A 19,099-nucleotide genomic window follows, 5' to 3' on the forward strand; every position below is an offset into this window, starting at 1 on the left:
CAAACCCTGTGCAGGCAACGGAGGGAGGAGGGAGGTGAGAGGGGCGCGATCTTAGTCCGAGCCCGGCCGCCACACCCGCGCCAGCGCCGCCAGCTTGCCTTTGAAGCTCAGCCGGTCGTTCGAGAGCGCATCGATGAAGTCGGAAAGCCGCTGCGACTTCACCATGGTGTAGATGGTCAGCCAGGTTGTGAACCCGAACACAACGCCGAACGAGATCACCTTGCGCCACAGCGGCGCGTCGGCCTCGGCGAGGAGGTTCATGCCGAGAAAGCCTGTCGTCACGGTGCCGATCAGGCCGAACAGCGTGACCACCGTGAGACGTACCACGGTGCTCGCTTGCCTGCGCAGGCTGTCGGCGTCAAGGTAGGTGTTCATGTCGGCGATGCGCGCCTTGACCTCGTCGTAGAGCGGATCGAGCCCGAGATGCGCTGTGCACATGTGGGAGAGCGCCCGCACCTGCGACTGCTCCGAGATCTCGTGGAACCAGTAGCGGTGCGTGAAGCGCAGAAAGCGCTCGAAGCTCGCGCGAATGGCGCGCTTGAACTGCTTCACGCTCGGCGTGCTGCGGATGTCGAGCCGCTTGAGGGCCTCCACCAACTGGTCCGAGAACATCAGGAGCGAAGCCTTCTGGAAATGCGCGATGAGGAACAGCAGGAAGTGCTGGTGCCTGAACTGCGCGAGCACGCCGCGGTCGCGGCAGCAGAAGAACTCGGAGCGCGCATCGCCCACCACGACCAGCGCGTGGCCGTTGCAAAGATAGCGCGTGTTCGGCGCCGCGCCCGCGTCGACCCAGAAGCGGTCATAGCAATAGCGCTTCTCGAAGTCGGCAAGATGCTGGTCGGCGTAGGGCAGGTGCGCCTGCTGCGCCGCATCGGCCTCGGCCGCGCCCGTCACCAGCCCGAGCCGGATGAAGTCGTTGCGCGAGAGGCGTTTGGGATCGTCGAGCGAAAGGTAGGCCATCACCGGCATGCGGTAGTACTCGATCTGGCGGAAGCGCAGCACGCCAGGGTCGTCGGAATGGTCGCTCACCAGCGGCCGCATCAGGTAGGCCCAGTGGGCCGAGATGCGCGGCGCGCGGTGTTGGGCCACGTGCGAAAGAAAAGCTTCGCGTTGCTGCGCATCCGAACGCGCGAGCACGCTGCCGTCGGGCGCCAGCCATTCGACACTGGCCATGCAATGCAGCGCGCCGCCCTCGGCGTTCCAGCCAGCCGGATACGCGCGGCCGAAACGGTAAAGCAGGTCTTGCGCCTGCGCGAGGCTCAGGTTGTCCACGCCGACTTCGAGGTTGAGCATCACCACGTCGATGTCGAAGAAGAAATACAGGTCGCAATGCACCACGTCGAGCGTGATGGGCGCATCGCCGGCCTGCGCCACCACGCGCACCGCCGCAATGTCGTGGCGGCGGAAGATGCGCATCGGCGAATTGCCGTCGTTGCCGTCTGCATGGCCGCCCTTGCTCCCGGAACGTCCCTCGCCGTAGAGAAAGCGCTGCACATAGGGCAGGAAGCTCACGAACTCGTTGTAGTGCCGCTCGTGAAAGCGGCCGCTGTCGCCGGTGTATTCGTCGATCTCTTCGCGCCACGGCGAGGCATCGCCCATCTCGCGCAGCACATGCCAAGGGCCGTGGTGCGAGGGCTTGTCGTCCGGAGCCGGCATCAGTCGCAAAGGCCAAAGCAGGGCCTGCCTGAAATGCTGCACTGCTGGGGCGGCGGAAGCGCCCGAAGGAAATGCGCCTGCATCTGCGCGAACGGGAACCTCGGGTGTATTCAGCATCGCGCGAGTGTAGGCAGAAGGGCTCGTGAACGGGCGACCTAGGGAAATCCCTTGGTGGTTATGAAACCGGTTTCAAATAAGCTGCATGCATTGCTTTCGAGGCATGCGCGCGTCGACGCCGTGTTTGCCGTTCCCACCAGGTGCCCTGATGTCTTTCCAGCTTTTGATTTCCCTGTCGTCCTTCGGAGCGGCCGAAGTGGGCCGGCATGGTCAGCTCTGGTGCGCGCAGATGGCATTGGAGGCAGGTGCCGAATCGGTCGAGGTGCGCGGCGAAATGTTGCGAAACCCCGAGGCCGAGCTGCCTTCGCTGGCCGGCCTGGCCTCGGTGTATTCGAGCCCCGAGGGGCTCTGGGCCGAAGGCGGCTGGCTCGACAGCGCCGCACTTGGGCGCGGCATTGCCGCCGCAACCCGGCTGGGCGCGAAGCGGCTCAAGATGTCGATCGGCGACTTTCGTGCGTCCTCGCACGGCTCGCTCTGGGGCCTGAAGGTGCAGCTCGCCGATACGCGCGTCGAGCTGCTGATCGAGAACGACCAGACCGTGCGCGCCGGCACGCTGCCCGCGCTGCAAGCTTTCTTCGATGCGGCCGACCGCGCTGGCGTGGCGCTGGGCCTGACCTTCGACATGGGCAACTGGCACTGGGTTGGCGAATGTCCCCTGCAGGCCGCAGAGGCGCTGGGCCGCCGCGTGCGCTATGTGCACTGCAAGGGCGTGCAGCGCCTGCCGCACAAGTGGGTGGCGGTGCCGCTGGGTGACTCCGCCGCGCCATGGCGCGCCGTGCTGCGTGCGCTGCCCGCCGATGTGCCGCACGCCATCGAATACCCCCTGGTCGGCGACGACCTGCTGGCCGCCACGCGCACGCAAATCGACTTCATCCGCGCCGCACGGGCGTAGGCAGAACCCAACATGAGAGAACCCACCGCTTTCGACGTCGCCCTGTTCGGGGAGGCCATGCTGCTGCTGGTGGCCGACCGGCCCGGTCCGCTGGAGGACGCACAGGCGTTCCACAAGCGCACGGCCGGTGCCGAGACCAACGTGGCCATCGGCCTTTCGCGTCTGGGCCTCAAGGTGGCTTGGGCCAGCCGGCTCGGGACGGATTCGATGGGGCGCTACCTCATCGCAGCGATGAAGGCCGAAGGCATCGACTGCTCGCACGTCATCTGCGATCCGGCGCAGCGCACGGGTTTCCAGTTCAAGGGCCGTGTCACCGATGGCAGCGACCCGCCCGTCGAGTACCACCGCAAGGGCTCGGCCGCCAGCCAGATGGGTCCGGCCGACGTCGATGAAGCCTGGCTGCGTTCGGCGCGGCACCTGCATGCCACCGGCGTATTCGCAGCCATCTCGGACACCAGCCTGCAGGCTGCGCTCAAGAGCATGGACGTGATGCGCGCGGCCGGCCGTACGATCTCGTTTGACACCAACCTGCGGCCTACGCTGTGGTCTTCCACCGAAACGATGCGCCACTGGGTCAACGAGCTGGCCTCGCGCGCCGACTGGGTGCTGCCTGGCATCGAGGAAGGCCTGCTGCTCACGGGCCACACCAGGCCTGAAGACGTGGCGCGCTTCTACCGTGAGCGCGGCGCGAAGCTGGTGGTGGTCAAGCTCGGTGCCGAAGGCGCCTACTACGACAGCGACGTGGCCGGCACCGGTCGCGTCGATGGCTTTCCGGTGAAGGAAGTGATCGACACGGTGGGCGCGGGCGATGGCTTTGCGGCCGGCGTGGTGAGCGCATTGCTCGAAGGCAAGAGCGTGCCCGACGCCGTGCGCCGCGGTGCCTGGATCGGCGCGCGCGCCGTGCAGGTTCTGGGCGACACGGAAGGCTTGCCGACGCGCGCCGAACTTGAAGAAGCAGGACTCTGACCATGACGACAAAAAAGAACGTGCTTGTCTTTCGGCCCTTGCCTGAGGACCAACTGGCGCGCCTTGAGGCCGCGCACCATGTGACCGTAGCCGATCCGCGCAAGGAGCCGGAGGCCTTCGCCGCCGCGTTGCGCACGGCGAACGGGCTCATCGGCGCGAGCCACACGGTCGATGCCGCGCTGCTCGACGCGGCTCCCGCGCTCGAGGTAATTTCGAGCATATCGGTCGGCGTCGACAACTACGCGCTCGCGGAACTGCACAAGCGCGGCGTCGTGCTGTGCCACACGCCCGACGTACTGACCGAAACGGTGGCCGACACGGTGTTCGCGATTCTCATGGCCACGCAGCGGCGCGTGGTCGAGCTTTCGAACCTGGTGCGCGAAGGCCGCTGGACGAAGAACATCGACGACGACCTTTTCGGCACCGACGTGCATGGCAAGACGCTGGGCATTCTCGGCTTCGGGCGTATCGGCCAAGCCGTGGCGCGCCGCGGGGCTCTGGGCTTCGGCATGCCGGTGCTCTATCACTCGCGGAGGCCGGTCGATTTGGCCGCGCAGGCGCCCGAACTGCAGGGCCGCGCCACGCACACACCGCTCGACGAACTGCTCGCGCGTTCGGACATCGTGCTGGCGATGCTGCCGTTGACCGACGCGACGCGCGGCATGATCGACGCCGCCTTCTTCGCGCGTATGAAGCCCGGAGCGGCGTTCATCAACGGCGGCCGCGGCGCCACGGTGAACGAAGCCGCCTTGCTCCACGCACTCGACCACGGCACGCTGCGCGCCGCGGGCCTCGACGTGTTCGCGAAAGAACCGCTGCCCGCCGATTCGCCCTTGCGCACCCATCCGCGCGTGACGCCGCTGCCGCACATCGGCTCGGCCACGCACGAGACGCGGCACGCCATGGCGGAATTGGCAACCACCAACTTGCTGCAGGTATTGGCCGGCGAGAAGCCGACGGCACCGTACGACACGGCGGCTGCGTGACCACGGTGTCTTGCTCCCTCTCCCCWSGGGGAGAGGGAGCGAGAGCCGCCCATGAACCCCGCGGGCCGAGCCACCATCGCCGACGTCGCCAAGGTGGCAGGCGTTTCCAAGGCCACCGTCTCGCGTTTTCTCAACCACCGCGACCGCCTCCTGAGCCGCGACATCGCGGCGCGCGTGGAGGCGGCCATCGCCAAGCTGGCTTACACGCCGAGCCCGATGGCGCAGGCGCTGAGTCATGGGCGCTCGCGGCTCATCGGCCTGATCGTGGCGGACATCACCAACCCCTATTCGGTAGCGGTGCTGCGAGGGGCCGAGAAAGCTTGCCAGGACGCCGGCTACCTCGTGATGCTGTTCAACCTGGGCAACGAGAGCGAACGCGAGCGCGAGGCCATCGATGCGCTCGCAGGCTACCAGGTCGATGGCTTCATCCTCAACACGCTGGGCCGGGGCAACAACGTGGTGGATGCGGTCACGCTGCACGGCAAGCCCGCGGTGCTGGTCGACCGGCGCCACGCCGGCATGCACACCGATTTCGTCTCGCTCGACAACGATTCGGCCATGCGCGACACCTGCGGCCACCTGGTCGACGGCGGCTATCGAGAGCTGCTCTACGTGACCGAGCCGCAGAAGGGCGTGAGCTCGCGGCGTGAACGCACGGCCGCCTTCGGTGCCTGCGTGGCCGCGCACGAGCCGCGGGTAGCGGGCGAGGTGTTCGAGAGCGTGGAGGGCGACAGCGATGCGCTGGACCAAGCCTTGCGCGCGTTGCGGCAGCGCGTCAAGCGAGGGCGCCGCGCCGCAGTGGTTGCAGGCAATGCGGTGGTCACGCTGCGCATCGCGCAATCGATGGCACGGCTGGGTTGGCAATTCGGAAAAGACCTGGGCTTCGTCGGTTTCGACGATCCCGAATGGGCCTCGCTGATCGGCCCGGGACTGAGCACCGTGGCGCAGCCGACCGACGCCATCGGCCGAGCGGCCGCTACGTGCCTGATCGAACGGTTGCAGGGGCTGGATGCAGCGCCGCGGCAACTGCTGCTGCCGGGACAACTGGTGGTGCGGGGCTCGTCTCGGCCGGCATGAGGGGTTGATTCGTGACACGGGCGAGGGCAGCAGTCTCGACACGCTCTGCAATCCAGCGCTGGAAACCGCGTTCGGCCTGCAGCTTGAACTCGTTGCGAGCCTGGTTGCAGATCGCGTGGGAGAGGCGGCGGTGCTTCTGCTTGCGCACGCCGCCCAGCGTCGAGTCGTTCAGGTGCTCGATGGTGGCCGACTCCGGCGCGCTGCGAGGCTCCGCAAAGTCCATTGGCAACCCGCACCAGTGGCAGTTGTTGCCGAAGGACGAGCGCAGGGCCTGCACGCTCATGGTGTCGTCGCCTGTGCGGGAGCGCTCAGCCGACTTCCGCGACCAGGTCGATCTCGACACAGGCACCCAGCGGCACTTGCGCCACGCCGAACGCGCTGCGCGCATGCGAACCCTTTTCGGCGCCGAACACTTCGGCAAACAGCTCGCTCGCGCCGTTGGTCACCAGGTGCTGTTCAGTGAACGTGCCCACGGAGTTGACCAGGCTCATGACCTTGACGATGCGAGTGATCTTGTTCAAGTCGCCGACGGCCGCATGCAGCGTGCCCAGCAGGTCGATGGCAATGGCACGTGCGGCCTGTTTGCCTTCTTCGGTGCTGATGTTGGCGCCGAGCTGGCCGGTCCAGACCTTGCCGTCTTTCTTGGCAATGTGGCCCGAGAGAAAAACGAGGTTGCCGGTGCGCACGAAGGGCACGTAGGCCGCTGCGGGGGCGGCGACCGGCGGCAGGGTGATGCCGAGGCTGGAAAGCTTGTCGTAAACGCTCATTGGAAGTCCTTGTCCGAGGGTTGCGATTGGATGTGCGATTGTGACTGCGCCGCCTCCGCGGCCTGCGTCCGCAATTCTTCGATCGGCCGCACCGTCACGCCCACCTTGAGTGTGTGGCGCGCGCCGCCGTGCAGCACACCGCGCATGGGCGAGACGTCGGAATAGTCGCGGCCGATGGCGAGCGCCACATAGTCTTCGCCGGGCTGGCGGCCGTTGGTGGGATCGAATTCGGCCCAGCCGCCGGCACTGTCCGGGCCCTCGTCTTCGCTTGGCAGGTACACCGAAACCCAGGCGTGCGAGGCATCGGCGCCCACCAGTCGCGGCCGGCCCGGCGGCGGCTGGGTGAGCAGGTAGCCGCTCACGTAGCGCGCCGGCAGGCCCATCGCCCGGAAGCAGGCGATCATGATGTGCGCGAAGTCCTGGCACACGCCCTTGCGCTGCGCCAGGGCCTCCACCGCGGGCGTGTTGATCTCGGTGCTGTCGGCGTCGTAGGCGAAGTCGCGGTACATGCGCTCGGTGAGGTCCATGGCCACGTCGAAGGTTGGCCGCTCGGGCGCGAAACTCGCGCGCGCATAGGCCGCGAAGTCGCCGTGGCGCGGCACGTAGGGCGACGGAAAAACGAACTCCGAGGCTGGATCGAAGGTGGCGTCCTTGCGATAGCGGAAGCGCTCGCGCACGGTCTCCCAGGGCATGTCGAGAGCAATGCCCGCGGCCAGCAGGGGCGTCGACGTTTCAACCACGCTTTCGGCCGTGACGACGAGGCTGTCGTGCGTGGATTCGAGTGCGAAGAACGCGCGCGTGTTGCCGTAGACATCGGGCTGCTCGCTGCGCTGCGCGGGCTGCGGTTCGATGGCGAGCTTGTGGCTCACGAGCCGCTGCGAGTCGGTGGCCAGCGGCCTCAGGTGGGCCAGGTGCTGCGCCGTTTCGACCGGGGGCGAATACTCATAGCGGGTTTCGTGCGTGACGTGAAGGAGCATGAAATTTCTCTTTGGCTGCTTCGGTTGCAACCTCGCGGGGGCGCGTTATCAGGCCCCGACGGAGCGCAGCGATTCCGAGGTGAGCGTGAAGTAGCGCGTCCCGATGGCGTCGGACACATGGTAGGCCGCCGTCTCGCAATTTGCCAGAAGTTCAAGCAGCGCGGGATAGTTTGCCTCGGTTCCCGCGGCGCAGAGATGCTCGAGAGTCCAGCTGGCCGGATCGGGCAGTTCGTATGACAGCGCGGTGAGCTTGCCCGGCGCACTGCCGGCCAGCCGCGCAATGCGCCCGCGCAGCGTTTGCGTGACCCATGCGAGGGAGCGCGGATTCTCGGCGTCGAGCACCAGCAGGTCGACCAGCGTAGCCACGTCGCGCCGCTGCTGGTAGCGGGCGTGAAAGGTGATGGTGCTGTCGAATAGCGCCACCATGGCCTCGAACCCGCTCACTTCATGCACCGCACCGTTCTCGAAACCGGCTTCGAGCGCGCTGGCAAGAAAGCCCAGCCGCTCGATGTGGCGGCCGATCGACAGCAGGCGCCAGGCGTCGTCGCGCGTCATGCGGTCGGTCTGCGCGCCGGTCATGGCAGCCAGCGCGGTGCTGGCGGATTCGAGCGCGCGCAGCGCAGCGCCGGTGGCAAAGCTGCCTTCGCCGGCCTGCTCGGCTGCGCGCCGCAGAAACTCGGCTTCGGCGCGCACGATCTGGTTCCAGTTGTCCTGCGACAGCCGCTCGCGTACTGCGGCGGCCGCCTGCCGGATGCAGCGCAGGCTGAAGCCGACGCTGCCGCCGCGCTCGACATCGCCGAGCTCGGCGATCAGCGCGCGCTCGAACACACGGCGCGACTGCGGCGCGCTGGGCACTTCGGCCGGCACCAGCGCATTGCGCAGCGCCATGTGGTGCAGCCAGTCGAGCAGCGGCCGCGACGACTGGTCTTCGCTGCCCAGCAGGTTGAGCGTGAGGCGCGCGAGGCGTACTGCGTTTTCCGCGCGCTCGGTGTAGCGGCCGAGCCAGAACATGTTCTCGGCCGCGCGGCTGGTCACGGGCGCACGGTGCCGCGCAAGCGAGGCGGGCGTGGCATGCGGCTGCAGCAGCGTGGTGCGGTCGACCTCGCCGTGCGTCTGCACCCACACGTCGGCGCTGCTGCCGCCGCGCTGCATGGAGGCGATTTGCGCGTCGCGCCCCGCGAGCCGTGCCAGCCCGCCAGGCAGCACGCGCCAGGACTGCGCGCCGTCGCTCACCGCGAAGACGCGCAGCAGCACTGCGCGCGGCGCGATATGGCCCGGGCCCATGTCGCTGGCCCAGGTGGGCATCTGCGACAGCGGCAGATAGCTCTGGATCGTGTGGGCTTCGCCCTCGCGCACGATGCGGCCGGCCCATTCGTCGAGCTGGCGCCGGCTCAACCGGCTGCCCAGCACCGCGTCGAAGCTGGTCTGCCCGTCGGAGCCGGGGTAGGTGGGCTTGATGGCGCAATCGCCGAGCTGCGGCAGCACCGCTTCGAGCGCTGCGCGCTCGCCGCACCACCAGGTCGGCAACGCCGGCAGCTTGAGCTTTTCGCCGATGAGGCGGCGCGCGAGGCCGGGCAGGAAGCCCAGCAGCGCGGGCGATTCGAGAAACGCCGAGCCCGGCATGTTGGCCACCAGCACGTTGCCGGCGCGAATGGCCTGCAGCAGGCCCGGCACGCCGAGCGTGGAATCGGGACGCAGTTCGAGCGGATCGAGGAACTGGTCGTCCAGCCGCTTGATGAGCCCGTGCACCGGCCGCAGTCCTTGCAAGGTCTTGAGATAGAGCCGCTGGTCGCGTACGGTGAGGTCGCTGCCCTCGACAAGCGTCACGCCCAGGTAGCGTGCGAGGTACGCGTGCTCGAAGTAGGTCTCGTTGTAGGGGCCGGGCGTCAGCAGCGCGATGTGCGGGGGTGAGCCGGCCGGGCACATGTGTTGCAGGCCGTCCATCATGGCGCTGTAGGTGGCGGCCAGGCGCTGCACTTGCAGCGCCTCGAAGGCCTGCGGAAACTGGCGCGCAATGGCCAGCCGGTTCTCCAGCAGGTAGCCCAGCCCCGACGGCGCCTGGGTGCGCTGCGATACCACCCACCAGTTGCCGTCGGGACCGCGGGCGAGGTCGAAGGCCGCAATGTGCAGCCATGTGTCGCCCGGCGGCTTCACGCCGTGAAGGGCGCGCAGGTAACCGGGATGGCCGCGCACCAGCGCCGCGGGCAGCAGGCCTTCGGCCAGCAACTGCTGCGGACCGTAGACGTCGGCCATCACGCGATCGAGCACGCGCACGCGCTGAAGAACGCCGGTTTCGATCTGGCTCCAGCTCTCGGGCGAGACGATCAGCGGAAACAGGTCGAGCGACCAGGGACGCTGCGGCCCGTTGGCGTCGGCATAGACGTTGTAGGTGACGCCGTTGTCCCGGATCTGCCGCTCCAGGCTGACCGCGCGCCTTGGCAGGTCGCCGAAGCCACCCTGGCCGAGCTGGTCGAAGAAGGCGTTCCAGGCGGGCGTGAGGGGCGGCTTTTCGCTGGAGGGCTGTGGTTGCTGGGCAGCCGGAGCCGGCATTTGCGTTGGCGTTTGCGTCTGGCCCTGGGTCTGCGTCTGCGTCTGCGTCTGGAATTGGGCCTGCGTACCCGGCACCGCCACCGGGCGCTCCGCCGCGGCGTCGTAGAGCAAAGGCGCCATCGGCGCCATCGGCGGCATGCCCACGACAGGCCGCGCCGGCGCCGCGGGCGTGGCCTCGCCGCGCAGCTCGTCGAAGTGGCCGGGCAGGGCGGCCGGGGCGAGCGCCGACGCCAGGGCGGCTGGATATTCCAGCGCCTGGGCGTCGAACAGGGATTCGTTCAAAGGTTCCACAGGATGTGGATTGTCACATTGCCGTCACGGGTCGGGTGACGGGCAATGTGCCAAATGTCCCTTTGCGCCCTTTTAATGCCAGTGCTCAGCGCCGCAAGTCCAGCGTGAACGGGAATTCGCGGCTGCCCGCGAGCTCGATGGTGGCCGGCGGCGTGCGCATCAGGCCGGGCGTATGGCCCATCTCGGTGAAGCGCGACATGCGTCGGCTTTCCGCTTCGTAGGCATTGACCGGGAAGGTATCGTAGTTGCGCCCGCCCGGGTGGGCGACGAAATACTGGCAGCCGCCGAGCGAGCGCTTCATCCAGGTGTCGACGATGTCGAAGGTCAGCGGCGCATGCGCGTCGATGCTCGGATGCAGCGCTGAAGGCGGGTTCCATGCCTTGTAGCGCACGCCTGCGACAAACTCGCCCACGGTGCCGGTGGGCTGCAGCGGCAGCACCTTGCCGTTGACGGTGATCACGTGGCGGCTCTCGTTCAGGCCGGTCACGCGCACCTCGATGCGTTCGAGCGACGAGTCGACATAGCGCACCGTGCCGCCGGCCGAGCCTTCCTCGCCCATCACATGCCAGGGTTCGAGCGCGTTGCGCAGCGAGAGCTCCACGCCCATGGCCCGCACCTGGCCCACCAGCGGAAAGCGGAACTCGAAATGCGGCGCGAACCAATCGATGTCGAACCCGAAGCCGGCTTGGCGCATCTCGCTGATCACGTCGTCGAAGTCCATCTTGACGAAGGTGGGCAGCAGGAAGCGGTCGTGCAGCTCGGTGCCCCATCGGGTGACGGGGGCTTTGTACGGGTCGTCCCAGAAACGCGCCACCAGCGCGCGGATGAGCAACTGCTGCGCAATGCTCATGCGCGCGTGCGGCGGCATCTCGAAGGCGCGCAATTCCAGGAGGCCCAGGCGGCCGGTGCTGGAGTCGGGCGAATAGAGCTTGTCGATGCAGAACTCGCTGCGGTGCGTGTTGCCCGACACGTCGATCAGGATGTTGCGCAGCGTGCGGTCGACCAGCCACGCCGGCATGTTCTGGCCATAGATCTCGCGGTTCTTCGCGATTTCCTGCAGGGCGATTTCGAGCTCGTAGACCTGGTCGTTGCGCGCCTCATCCACGCGCGGCGCCTGGCTGGTCGGGCCAATGAACATGCCCGAGAACAGGTAGCTCAGCGACGGATGGTTGTGCCAGTAGAGCAAGAGGCTCGCAAGCAGCTCGGGCCGGCGCAGGAACGGGCTGTCCGCAGGCGTGGCGCCGCCCATCACGAAGTGGTTGCCGCCGCCGGTGCCGGTGTGGCGCCCGTCGGTCATGAACTTCTCGGCCGAGAGGCGGGTTTCGAACGCAGCGTTGTAGAGAAACTCGGTGTGGTCGACCAGTTCCTTCCAGCTGTGGGCCGGGTGGATGTTGACTTCGATCACCCCCGGATCGGGAGTGACGGCCAGCATCTTCAGGCGCGGGTCGCGCGGCGGCGGGTAGCCTTCCATCACGATGCGCATGCCCAGCTGCTGCGCCGTGGCCTCGACAGCCGCGACGAGGTCCAAGTAATCTTCCAGGCGCGCGAGCGGCGGCATGAAGACGTAGAGCACGCCCGAGGCGCTGCCCTTTTTCTCGGCCGTGGGGCCGTTGGCGCGCCGTGGGTCGCGCACTTCGACGCACAGCGCCGTGCGCGTGACCCAATGGGCCGATTCGCCGCGCAGGGGCTGGCGCGCGGCCGGAGCTGCGGAGCGATCGGCTGCTTCGGCCGGTGTCTTGCCTTCGCCTGCCGCTGCATCGCCAGCGGCGGTTCCACGGCCGCCCGGAGCCTGCATGCGCAGCGCCGCTGGCACCACGGGCGGCGCCCCGAATTCATAGGGCACGGTGCCGAGGTCGGCGCCCATGGCTCCGCTCGCGGGCACGGCATACCGCGCACGGTAGTCGGACGAACTCGGCAGGGCTGCGCGCGGCGCGGTCGGGTCGCGCTCGACCAGGTAGGGGTAGTCGCCCTTGCTGGCCCATGGCTGCGAATCGAGCGGCAGGCGATAGCCCATGGGCGAGTCGCCCGGGATCAGGTAGAGCCGGTCGTCGCGCAGGAACCAGGGGCCGGTTTTCCAGCCCGGGCCTTCGAGCGCCGGTGCGTCGACATCGGCATTGGCCGGTTCGAGCGGCAGCATGTAGCCAATGACGGCATCGAGCTTTTGCGTGAACACGCGGCGCAGGCGAACCCGCTCGAGCTCGTCGTCGAGCTTCGATTCGAAGGGGTCGACGTTGACCGGCAGCCGGCGTTCGCGCCAGAGGTAGTAATAAACGTCTTCGTAGCCAGCCTGCACGTAGCGCTCGGTGATGCCGAGCTTGTGTGCCAGCACGGTGGTGAAGCGGCGTGCGTCTTCGCTCGTGTAGTGCGTGGGTACGCGCTCGTCGGCAAAGAGCTCGGCGTCGTGCCAGAGCGTCTGGCCGTCGGCGCGCCAGAAGATAGAAAGCGCCCAGCGCGGCAGCTGCTCGCCTGGATACCACTTGCCCTGGCCGAAGTGAAGGAAACCGCCATGGCCGTATTCGGCGCGCAGCTTGTGGACGAGTTCGGTGGCATAGCCGCGCTTGGTGGGGCCGAGCGCATCGGTGTTCCACTCGGGCGCGTCGCGGTCGCTGGTGGCCACGTAGGTGGGCTCGCCGCCCATCGTGAGCCGCACGTCGCCGGCCGTGAGGCGCGCATCGACCGCGTCGCCGAGCGCCAGCACCTCGGCCCACTGCTCTTCGGTGTAGGGCTTGGTCACGCGCGGCGATTCGTAGATGCGCGTGACCTTCATTTCATGGCCGAAATCGACCTCGGCTTCATCGACGCCGCCTTCGATGGGCGCGGCGCTCGAAGGCGTGGGCGTGCAGGCGAGCGGGATGTGGCCCTCGCCGGCCAGCAGGCCCGACGTGGCATCGAGCCCGACCCATCCCGCGCCCGGCAGGAACACTTCGCACCAGGCGTGCAGATCGGTGAAGTCGACCGTGGTGCCGCTCGGGCCGTCGAGCGCCTTCACGTCCGGCGTGAGCTGGATCAGGTAGCCCGAGACGAAGCGTGCCGCCAGGCCGCAATGGCGCAGTAGCTGAACCAGCAGCCAGCCCGAATCGCGGCACGAGCCGCTGCCGTTGGTGAGCGTTTCTTCCGGCGTCTGCACGCCGGGCTCCATGCGGATCAGGTAGTTGACGTCTTGCTGGACTTGCTGGTTGAGGCCGACCAGGAAGTCGATGGTGCGCTGTTCCTTGCGCTCGATCTTGTCGAGGTAGGCCGACAGCAGCGGTGTGGGCTCCTCGGTGACGAGGTAGGGCGCGAGCTCCTCGGCCTGCGAGGCGGTGTACTTGAACGGAAAGTTCTCGGCCTGCGGTTCGAGAAAAAAGTCGAACGGGTTGTAGACCGCCATCTCGACCACGAGGTCGACCGTGACCTTGAACTCACGCGTCTTTTCGGGAAACACGAGCCGCGCCTGGTAGTTGGCGAACGGGTCCTGCATCCAGTTGACGAAGTGATCGGCCGGCTCGACCTGCAGCGAATACGAAATGACCTTGCTGCGGCAATGCGGCGCGGGCCGCAGGCGCACGACCTGTGGGCCCAACTGCACGAGGCGGTCGTATTTGTAATGGGTGACGTGGTGGAGTGCGGCGTGAATGGACATGCGTTTTGTGTGCAGTACTGCGAGATTGCATCGAAAAGATGTCTCTTGTGAGACGCATACTAGCCGAGAAGCAAAGCAATTAACGCGCCATTGAGCGTGGGCCTGGGAGGGTTTGCATCATGTGTTCCGGAGTTTGCCGTTGATGGCGGCGCGTGCGTCCGGTGTCGTCGCGGCCGGGTCGTGGGCCTTCGTAGCGCTGAGCGGAACGCTGCTCGGCGCTGCATTGCAGTTGCAGCAGGCGCGGCTGTGGAGCGCGGGTGCTTATGCGGCGTTGTTCCTTGCAGGACTCGCAGGGCTGGGCCTGCTTTCGGGGCGATGGCGTCTGAGGTATCAACGGCCTCGTGCGTGGCGCGTGCTGGCCTGGCTTCCGATGATCGCGGCCCTGGCCTGTGGAACTTTCGCTGGCGGCGGACTTGCAGGCTGGCGCGCCGCCGCCTATGCGAAGGGCGCACTGGACCCGGCCCTCGAAGGGCGCGACCTGCGGGTGGTCGGCGTTGTGGCGCAAATGCCCCAGCGCAACGAGGGCGGCACGCGTTTTCGGCTCGACGTGGAATCGGCGCGCTGGGCCGATGAATCCAACGCATTGCCGCCGCGCGTGCCGGCACGCATTGCGCTTGGCTGGTACCACGACGACACCAGTCTCTGGGGGCGTGCGCCGGAAGGGCGAACCGCGTCCAAGCGAGAGACGGCCGGCCCGTTGCATGCGGGCGAGCGCTGGCGCCTCACGGTTCGTCTCAAGGCCCCGCACGGCAATCTCAATCCGCATGGGTTCGACAGCGAACTGTGGCTCTGGGAGCAGGGCGTGCATGCCAGCGGCTATGTGCGAACGGGTGCCCGCGACGCGGCGCCGGAGCGCTTGCAGACCACTTGGCAGCACCCGCTCGAACGGGCGCGCGAGGCGGTGCGCGATGCGGTGTTCGAGCGCGTGGCCGACACCCGGCAGGCGGGCGTGATCGCCGCTCTCGTCACCGGTGACCAAGGCGCCATCGAGCGCAGCGACTGGGACGTTTTTCGCGCCACCGGCGTGGCGCACCTGATGTCGATCTCGGGGTTGCACATCACCATGTTCGCCTGGCTCGCGGCGCACGTGGTCGGCGCGTTGTGGCGCCGCAGCGGCCGGCTGATGCTGCGCTTTCCCGCACCGCAGGCGGCGTTGGTTGGCGGCGTGCTGCTGGCCGGGCTCTATGCGCTTTTCAGCGGCTGGGGCGTGCCCTCGCAGCGCACGGTCTGGATGCTGGCCACCGCGGCACTGCTGCGGCTCACGGGGCGGCGCTGGCCCTGGCCGCATGTCTGGCTGCTGATCGCGGCGGTGGTGGTGGTTGTCGACCCCTGGGCCTTGATGCAGGCGGGCTTCTGGCTCAGCTTCGTTGCGGTCGGCGTGCTGTTCACGACCGGCTTCATGGGGCCTGCCGACGAGAAGACGAGGCTATCGCTCCGGCTGCTCGCGTTTTTTCGCGAGCAATGGGTAATCACGCTGGCACTCACCCCGCTCAGCCTGCTGCTCTTTCAGCAAGTGTCGGTGGTGGGCTTGTTGGCCAACGCGGTCGCAATTCCATGGGTGACGGTGGTGATCACGCCCCTGGCCATGCTGGGCGCCGTCGTGGCACCTCTCTGGGACATCGCCGCGTGGGCTGTGCAGGCGCTGGCTGTGCTGCTGAAGTGGCTTGGCGCCTTGCCCTATGCCACGTTGTCGATGGCGGCTCCCCCGGTCTGGATGGCCGGCTTTGGCGTGGCGGGGGGCGTGCTGCTGGCCATGCGCCTGCCGTGGTCGGTGCGCCTGCTCGGCCTGCCGTTTGTGTTGCCGGTGCTGCTGTGGCAAGCGCCGCGACCGGCTGCAGGGGAGTTCGAACTTCTGGCCGCGGACATCGGGCAGGGCAACGCGGTCCTGGTGCGCACCGCTACGCACAGCCTGCTATACGACGCCGGGCCGCGCTACAGCCTGGAGAGCGACGCCGGCCATCGCGTGCTCGTTCCCTTGCTGCGCGCCTTCGACGAACGCCTGGACATGCTGCTGCTGAGCCACCGCGACAGCGATCACACCGGCGGCGCGGCCGCAGTGCTTGCAATGCAGCCGCAAGCGACGCTGCTGAGCTCGATGGAAGCCACGCACCCGCTGCAGTCGATGCGCGCGGCCCGGCGTTGCGAAGCCGGGCAGCGCTGGACCTGGGATGGCGTGGATTTCGAAATCCTGCATCCCGTGGCCGCCGACTACCTTTCCTTCACCAAGCCCAATGCCGTCTCTTGCGTACTGCGCGTCGCCAACGGCCGCGCCACCGTGCTGCTCGCCGGCGACATCGAGCGCCTGCAGGAAGCAGCGCTGGTCTCGCGAACCCCGGCGCTGCAGGCCGACGTGCTGCTCGCCCCGCACCACGGGAGCAAGACCTCGTCGAGCGACGCGCTGCTGGGAGCGGTGCGCCCGCGCATGGCCCTGGTCCAGGCGGGCTATCGCAACCGCTTCGGCCATCCGGCGCCGGAGGTGGTCGGGCGCTATGCCGCGCACGGTGTGCGGCTGGTGGAAAACGTGCCCTGCGGCGCCGCTTCTTGGCACAGCCGGGCGCCGGCCGAGGTCGGCTGCGAACGAGAGCGCCAGGCCCGTTACTGGCACCATCGCCTGCCTTGAAGACGCGCGGCCGCGCCAACATAGGGCTTTCACTGGCCTCGAACTTGCTAAGCTATGGCTCAAGGAGATTGGTCGTTCCATGCACAAATTCGATGAGATGTATGAGCAGTTGCCCTATGCGGGGGCTGCGATCAGGCAACACTACAAGCGCTACGACCAATGGCTTGCGAAGCAACCCGGCGAGGTGATGCGGGCGCGTCGCGAGGAGGCGGAAATGATTTTCCGCCGGGTCGGTATCACCTTTGCGGTGTACGGCGCCAAGGACGAGGACGGTTCCGGTACCGAGCGGCTCATACCGTTCGACCTGCTGCCGCGCATCATTCCCGCCCACGAGTGGGAGAGCATGGAAAAGGGGCTTGTGCAGCGCGTCACGGCGCTCAACCGCTTCCTGCATGACGTCTACCACGACCAGGAAATCATCAAGGCCGGCATCATTCCGGCCGAGCAGATTTTGAACAACGCGCAGTTCCGCCCTGAAATGATGGGCGTCAGCGTGCCGCACGACGTCTACTCGAACATCTCGGGCATCGACATCGTCCGGGCCCCCGACGCCCAGGGCAACGGCGAGTATTACGTGCTCGAAGACAACCTGCGCGTGCCCAGCGGCGTGAGCTACATGCTGGAAAACCGCAAGATGATGATGCGGCTCTTCCCCGAGCTGTTCAACCAGAACCGCATCGCGCCCGTGGCGCATTACCCCGACCTGCTGCTCGAAACCCTGCGCGCCAGCGCGCCGGCCGCCACGGCCGAGCCCACGGTGGTGGTGCTGACCCCCGGCATGTACAACAGCGCGTACTTCGAGCACGCCTTCCTCGCCCAGCAGATGGGCGTGGAACTGGTCGAGGGGCAAGATCTGTTCGTGCGCGACAACTTCGTCTATATGCGCACCACGCGCGGGCCGAAGCGCGTGGACGTGATCTACCGCCGGGTCGACGACGATTTTCTCGACCCGGAAGTGTTCCGCCCCACGTCCACCCTCGGTTGCGCCGGCCTGATGCGCGCCTACCGCGACGGCAATGTCGTCATCTGCAATGCGGTGGGTACCGGCGTGGCCGACGACAAGTCGATCTACCCCTACGTGCCCAAGATGATCGAGTTCTACCTCGGCGAGCAGCCGATCCTGAAGAACGTGCCCACCTACATGTGCCGCAACAAGGACGAGCTGCAGTACACGCTCGACAACATGAAGGACCTGGTCGTCAAGGAGGTGCACGGCGCCGGCGGCTACGGCATGCTGATCGGCCCGGCGGCCACGCAGGCCGAGATCGAAGACTTCAAGAAAGCCGTGATTGCCAAGCCCGACGGCTACATCGCGCAGCCCACGCTGAGCCTTTCCACGTCGCCGACTTTTGTCGACGCCGGCATTGCGCCACGCCACATCGACCTGCGCCCCTTCGTCCTCTCGGGCAAGGAAGTGCAGATGGTGCCCGGCGGCCTCACGCGCGTGGCGCTCAAGGAAGGCTCGCTGGTGGTCAATTCGTCGCAAGGCGGCGGCACCAAGGACACCTGGATCCTCGAGGCGGACCGCGGCGCCAAGCCGAAAGCGACGCAGTCGCAAAGTCAAACGCAATCGGCCTAGCGCAGCAGGCAAGCAAGCAAGGAATCAGGAGAACAAACGATGCTGTCACGCACTGCCGACCACCTCTACTGGATGTCGCGCTACACCGAGCGCGCGGAAAACACCGCGCGCATGCTCGACGTCAATTACCAGACCTCGCTCCTGCCCCAATCGGCCGAAGTGGCCAAGTACGGGTGGCAGGGCGTGCTTTCCATCAGCGAGCTGCTGCCGTCGTACAACAAGAAGTACGAGCAGATCACGCCCAACGAGGTCATGGAGTTCATGGTCAAGGACGAGAGCAATCCGTCCTCGATCGTCTCCTGCCTCAAGGCCGCGCGCGAAAACGCACGCGCGGTTCGCGGCGCGCTCACCACCGAGGCCTGGGAAACGCAGAACACCACCTGGCTCGAAGTCAACCGCATGCTGCGCGCCGGAGACTTCGAGCGCGACCCGGCCCAGTTCTTCGAATGGGTCAAGTTCCGCTCGCACCTCTCACGCGGCGTCACGCTGGGCACCATGCTGCAGGACGAGGCTTTTTACTTCTCGCGCCTTGGCACCTTCCTGGAGCGCGCCGACAACACCGCGCGGCTGGTGGACGTGAAGTTTCACGCCCTCAACAGCGAGTTCTTCGGCACCGCCACCGAGGAAGACCAGGAGTACGACTTCTATCATTGGAGCGCCATCCTGCGCAGCGTCTCGGCCTTCGAGGTGTACCGCAAGGTGTACCGCGACGTCATCAAGCCCGAGCGCGTGGCCGAGTTGCTTATTCTTCGCGCCGACATGCCGCGTTCGCTGCACGCGAGCCTGGTCGAGGTGGTGAACAACCTCGCCAAGGTGCAGAATGAACAAAGCGCCGAAACCCAGCGCCGTGCGGGCAAGCTGCTGGCTGACCTGCAGTACGCGCGTGTCGACGAAATTCTGGCCACCGGGCTGCATGCGTACCTCACGCAGTTCCTCGACCGCGTGAACGAGCTCGGCGGGCGAATCAGCCAGGACTTCCTGGTTCCGGCGCAGTAGTAA

The 19,099-nt window shown here is 67.2% G+C and carries 13 protein-coding genes; 7 read left to right on the top strand and 6 right to left on the bottom strand.

Going from position 1 to position 19,099, the window contains the following annotated elements:
- Positions 1–51: 51 nt before the first annotated feature.
- Positions 52–1,656, bottom strand: coding sequence for a hypothetical protein (locus tag ASC78_RS20345; RefSeq protein WP_443082740.1), 1,605 nt, complete (start codon positions 1,654–1,656; stop codon positions 52–54).
- 265 nt (positions 1,657–1,921) lie between these two features.
- Between ASC78_RS20345 and ASC78_RS20350 the strand changes: the two genes are divergently transcribed.
- The 4 genes from ASC78_RS20350 to ASC78_RS20365 are packed head-to-tail and all read left to right on the top strand — an operon-like array spanning position 1,922 to position 5,694.
- Complete coding sequence (locus ASC78_RS20350) at positions 1,922–2,665, top strand: sugar phosphate isomerase/epimerase family protein (RefSeq protein WP_055805364.1); 744 nt, start codon at positions 1,922–1,924, stop codon at positions 2,663–2,665.
- Positions 2,666–2,677: 12 nt separating this feature from the next.
- Complete coding sequence (locus tag ASC78_RS20355; RefSeq protein WP_055805367.1) at positions 2,678–3,631, top strand: sugar kinase; 954 nt, start codon at positions 2,678–2,680, stop codon at positions 3,629–3,631.
- 2 nt (positions 3,632–3,633) lie between these two features.
- Entirely contained in the window at positions 3,634–4,617 is a 984-nt protein-coding gene (locus tag ASC78_RS20360; protein WP_055805370.1) for a 2-hydroxyacid dehydrogenase, read from the top strand.
- A 51-nt stretch (positions 4,618–4,668) separates the two neighbouring features.
- A complete protein-coding gene (locus ASC78_RS20365; RefSeq protein WP_055805373.1) occupies positions 4,669–5,694 on the top strand; it encodes a LacI family DNA-binding transcriptional regulator in 1,026 nt (341 codons plus the stop codon).
- Here ASC78_RS20365 and ASC78_RS28095 read toward each other — a convergent pair.
- From ASC78_RS28095 to ASC78_RS20385, 5 genes are all read right to left on the bottom strand, one after another.
- On the bottom strand, positions 5,594–5,977 hold the full coding sequence (locus ASC78_RS28095) for a hypothetical protein (RefSeq protein ID WP_235505151.1): 384 nt from the start codon (positions 5,975–5,977) through the stop codon (positions 5,594–5,596). The two genes, ASC78_RS20365 and ASC78_RS28095, sit on opposite strands and share 101 nt — an antisense overlap.
- Positions 5,978–6,002: 25 nt before the next feature.
- Positions 6,003–6,461 carry a RidA family protein gene (locus ASC78_RS20370; protein ID WP_055805376.1) on the bottom strand — a complete coding sequence of 153 codons (459 nt, stop codon included), beginning with the start codon at positions 6,459–6,461 and terminating at the stop codon, positions 6,003–6,005.
- On the bottom strand, positions 6,458–7,438 hold the full coding sequence (locus ASC78_RS20375) for a transglutaminase family protein (protein WP_055805379.1): 981 nt from the start codon (positions 7,436–7,438) through the stop codon (positions 6,458–6,460). The genes ASC78_RS20370 and ASC78_RS20375 overlap by 4 nt, the downstream gene beginning before the upstream one ends.
- A 48-nt stretch (positions 7,439–7,486) precedes the next feature.
- Entirely contained in the window at positions 7,487–10,279 is a 2,793-nt protein-coding gene (locus ASC78_RS20380) for a circularly permuted type 2 ATP-grasp protein (RefSeq protein WP_055805384.1), read from the bottom strand.
- An 85-nt stretch (positions 10,280–10,364) separates the two neighbouring features.
- The gene (locus tag ASC78_RS20385) at positions 10,365–13,901 is read right to left on the bottom strand and encodes a transglutaminase family protein (protein ID WP_055805386.1); all 3,537 of its coding nucleotides are present in this window, start codon (positions 13,899–13,901) and stop codon (positions 10,365–10,367) included.
- Between the two features lie 142 nt (positions 13,902–14,043).
- Here ASC78_RS20385 and ASC78_RS20390 point away from each other — a divergent pair, with 142 nt between their 5' ends.
- From ASC78_RS20390 to ASC78_RS20400, 3 genes are all read left to right on the top strand, one after another.
- Positions 14,044–16,521 carry a DNA internalization-related competence protein ComEC/Rec2 gene (locus ASC78_RS20390; RefSeq protein WP_055805390.1) on the top strand — a complete coding sequence of 826 codons (2,478 nt, stop codon included), beginning with the start codon at positions 14,044–14,046 and terminating at the stop codon, positions 16,519–16,521.
- 79 nt (positions 16,522–16,600) lie between these two features.
- Positions 16,601–18,100, top strand: coding sequence for a circularly permuted type 2 ATP-grasp protein (locus ASC78_RS20395; protein WP_055805392.1), 1,500 nt, complete (start codon positions 16,601–16,603; stop codon positions 18,098–18,100).
- A gap of 39 nt (positions 18,101–18,139) precedes the next feature.
- Positions 18,140–19,096: an alpha-E domain-containing protein gene (locus tag ASC78_RS20400; RefSeq protein WP_055805393.1), complete on the top strand. Its 957-nt coding sequence runs from the start codon at positions 18,140–18,142 to the stop codon at positions 19,094–19,096.
- Positions 19,097–19,099: the final 3 nt, after the last annotated feature.

Origin of the sequence: Variovorax sp. Root318D1, assembly GCF_001424835.1 — a bacterium.
GTDB lineage: Bacteria > Pseudomonadota > Gammaproteobacteria > Burkholderiales > Burkholderiaceae_C > Variovorax.

What these genes read in the sequence shown, in the direction of transcription:
- ASC78_RS20345 (WP_443082740.1), bottom strand. Translation starts at nt 1,656, where the DNA reads ATGCCGGCTCCGGACGACAAGCCCTCGCACCACGGCCCTTGGCATGTG.
- ASC78_RS20350 (WP_055805364.1), top strand. Translation starts at nt 1,922, where the DNA reads ATGTCTTTCCAGCTTTTGATTTCCCTGTCGTCCTTCGGAGCGGCCGAA.
- ASC78_RS20355 (WP_055805367.1), top strand. Translation starts at nt 2,678, where the DNA reads ATGAGAGAACCCACCGCTTTCGACGTCGCCCTGTTCGGGGAGGCCATG.
- ASC78_RS20360 (WP_055805370.1), top strand. Translation starts at nt 3,634, where the DNA reads ATGACGACAAAAAAGAACGTGCTTGTCTTTCGGCCCTTGCCTGAGGAC.
- ASC78_RS20365 (WP_055805373.1), top strand. Translation starts at nt 4,669, where the DNA reads ATGAACCCCGCGGGCCGAGCCACCATCGCCGACGTCGCCAAGGTGGCA.
- ASC78_RS28095 (WP_235505151.1), bottom strand. Translation starts at nt 5,977, where the DNA reads ATGAGCGTGCAGGCCCTGCGCTCGTCCTTCGGCAACAACTGCCACTGG.
- ASC78_RS20370 (WP_055805376.1), bottom strand. Translation starts at nt 6,461, where the DNA reads ATGAGCGTTTACGACAAGCTTTCCAGCCTCGGCATCACCCTGCCGCCG.
- ASC78_RS20375 (WP_055805379.1), bottom strand. Translation starts at nt 7,438, where the DNA reads ATGCTCCTTCACGTCACGCACGAAACCCGCTATGAGTATTCGCCCCCG.
- ASC78_RS20385 (WP_055805386.1), bottom strand. Translation starts at nt 13,901, where the DNA reads ATGTCCATTCACGCCGCACTCCACCACGTCACCCATTACAAATACGAC.
- ASC78_RS20390 (WP_055805390.1), top strand. Translation starts at nt 14,044, where the DNA reads ATGGCGGCGCGTGCGTCCGGTGTCGTCGCGGCCGGGTCGTGGGCCTTC.
- ASC78_RS20395 (WP_055805392.1), top strand. Translation starts at nt 16,601, where the DNA reads ATGCACAAATTCGATGAGATGTATGAGCAGTTGCCCTATGCGGGGGCT.
- ASC78_RS20400 (WP_055805393.1), top strand. Translation starts at nt 18,140, where the DNA reads ATGCTGTCACGCACTGCCGACCACCTCTACTGGATGTCGCGCTACACC.